This window comes from Mesorhizobium sp. M7D.F.Ca.US.004.03.1.1 (genome assembly GCF_003998635.1).
GTDB classification, from domain to species: domain Bacteria; phylum Pseudomonadota; class Alphaproteobacteria; order Rhizobiales; family Rhizobiaceae; genus Mesorhizobium; species Mesorhizobium loti.
Genome location: NZ_RZQG01000802.1, coordinates 1 through 2756 on the forward strand (window position 1 = coordinate 1; position 2756 = coordinate 2756).

The 2756-nt window shown below is 64.9% G+C and carries 2 protein-coding genes; both read right to left on the reverse strand.

Annotated elements, in window-relative coordinates:
- Positions 1 to 198, reverse strand: a 198-nt coding sequence (locus EN935_RS30065; protein WP_127373924.1) for an SDR family NAD(P)-dependent oxidoreductase, incomplete at its 3' end; no start/stop codon positions are given.
- 181 nt (positions 199 to 379) lie between these two features.
- Complete coding sequence (locus tag EN935_RS30070) at positions 380 to 2752, reverse strand: aldehyde dehydrogenase family protein (protein WP_127263125.1); 2373 nt, start codon at positions 2750 to 2752, stop codon at positions 380 to 382.
- Between the last annotated feature and the right edge of the window lie 4 nt (positions 2753 to 2756).

The window sequence follows — 2756 nt, forward strand, 5'->3', positions numbered from 1 at the left end:
ATTGACGGCCTCGTCGTTGAGCACGTCCAGCTTGCGGGCCTTGATTCCTGGCGTCTTGGCGAGCTCAGCGAGAAGCGTCTCGTTGATGTCGGTGGCGTGGACCACGGCACCTGCCTTGGCGAAGGCCAGCGCGCTCGCCTTGCCGATGCCTTGTGCCGCTGCCGTGACGACAACGACCTTGCCTGCCAGATCCGCCATGCTGTTCTCCTCTAGGGATCGTCCGGGTTTATCGGCAGTCGGCCAGGGCGTCATGGGCCAGTCGGACGCCATTATGCGGCCTGCGCGCCTGTCAGCCCACAGATAAAGATGTTTTTTCTCGTTAAAGAACATGCATCCGGGCGTCAAGCCCGAACACGATCACCATCATGGCAGCACGGCCTCAGTCGCCGTATGGCACCCAGACGTTCTTGACCTCGACGGCGCGGCGCAAGAAGGTGTCGCCGGCAGCTTCGTCGGACGCCCATTCGAGGCCACGGCCATTGCCGCTCCAGACCCGTTTGAGGTTGCCGATGGACTCGGCTTCCGCCTTGGCGCAGGTCTCGGCATCAGCGAACACCCAGAGTCCGTCGACATCGTCATGCTTGGCCAGCACGCCGGCAAGTTCGGCCGTGCGACCGGTGACGATGTTGATGGCGCCGGCCGGAACGTCGGAATATTCGATGACCTGATAGAGATCGGTGGCCAGCAGCGGATAGCGCTCCGAAGGCACCGCGACCACGGTGTTTCCCATCGCCAGCGCCGGCGCCACCAGCGAGATCAGGCCAAGCAGCGGCGACGCATCCGGCGCGACGATGCCGACGACGCCGACCGGCTCGTGCAGCGCCAGCGTCACGGCGCGGGCCGGCGGCTGGTGGACACGACCCTCGAATTTGTCGGCAAGGCCGGCATAGAGGAACAGCCGCTCGATCGACTGGTCGACCTCCTCGCGCGCCGCCTTGGGCGTAGCACCCGTAAGCTCGGTCAGGCGGGCGGCAAACTCGCCGGCGCGACCGGAAAGGTTCTCGGCCAGATAGTAAAGCACCTGGGACCTGTTGTAGGCGGTCGCCTCCGGCCATGCTTTGCAAGCGCGGGCTGCGGAGACGGCATCGCGGATATCCTTCCGGCTGCCGAGACCAACCTCGCCGACAAGCTTGCCCTTGGCAGTGGCGATGGCAATCGAATAATTGCCGTCCGGGCGCACCTGCTTGCCGCCGATGAACAGCTTTGCCGTGCGGTCGATTGCCGAGCCGTCGGCCTGCTCGACTGGCTGTGCGGAGAGCGTCGCCGGCTTGATGACCGGGCCGAGCGGCAGTTTCGCCGCGAGATATTCGAACATGCCTTCACGACCGCCTTCGCGGCCGAAACCGCTCTCGCGGTAGCCGCCGAAGCCACAGGCGGCGTCGAACATGTTGGTGCCGTTGACCCAGACGACGCCAGCCTTGAGCTGCGGCGCAACGTGCAGGGCCAGATTGACATTTTCGCTCCACACCGAGGCGGCCAGCCCATAGCGCGTGTTGTTGGCAAGCTCGATCGCTTCCTCGGTGTTGCGGAAGGTCATGGTCGCCAAAACCGGACCGAACACTTCTTCCTGTGCGAGAATGTTAGCCGGCGAAACTCCGGTGGCGAGCGTCGGCAGATGGTAGTAGCCGGAGGACGGCAGCGCCGCATCCGGCTGCCAGCAGACGGCACCTTGTTTGGCGCCTTCGGCGACCAGACCCTTGACCCGGTCGAGCTGTGTCAAGTCGACCAGCGGGCCGATATCGGTGTTCTTGTCGAGCGGGCTGCCGACGCGCAGCCGGCTCATCCGCGTCTTGACCTTGGCAATGAGGGCATCGGCGATGCCTTCCTGCACCAAAAGCCGCGAGCCGGCGCAGCACACCTGACCCTGGTTGAACCAGATGCCGTCGACCAGTCCCTCGACCGCGCTATCGAGATCGGCATCCTCGAAGACGATGAAGGCCGATTTGCCGCCGAGCTCCAGCGACAGCTTTTTCCCTGACCCGGCGGTGGCCTTGCGGATGATTTTGCCGACCTCGGAAGAGCCGGTAAAGGCGATCTTCTGGATGCCGGGATGGTTGACGATGGCCGCTCCCGCCTCCGGGCCGCCCTGGACGATGTTGACGACGCCTTTCGGCACGCCGGCGCGCTCGCAGATCTCTGCGAACAGGATTGATGTCAGAGGCGTGAATTCGGCCGGCTTCAGCACCACGGTGCAGCCGGCGGCGAGTGCCGGCGCAATCTTCCAGGCCAGCATCAGCAGCGGAAAATTCCACGGGATGATCTGGCCGACGACGCCGACACCCTTCTGGCCGGGGAAATCCCTGTCCAGTGCCTGCGCCCAGCCGGCATGATAGATGAAATGGCGGATCGCCAGCGGCACATCGATGTCGCGGCTTTCACGGATCGGCTTGCCATTGTCGATGGTCTCAAGCACCGCGAACAGGCGCTGATGCCGCTGCATGGCGCGGCCGATGGCATAAAGCACTTTCGCCCTGACGTAGCCCGAACTGGCGCTCCATTTCGGCAGCGCCTTGGTGGCCGCTGCAACCGCCGCGTCGATGTCGGCGGCACTGGCGTCCGAGACCTTGGCCAGCAGCTTGCCGGAGGAGGGCTCGCGGGTCTCGAAGGTCTTGCCGCCGGAAGCGGCTTTCCAGTCGCCGCCGATGAACAGCGCCTTGGAAAAATCGCGCGCGGCAAGCCACGCGTCGGCCTCGTTGCGGGCCTCCGGCGCCGGGCCGTACTCCATGGCGTGATAGCGGTCGAGGATGTTCATCAGG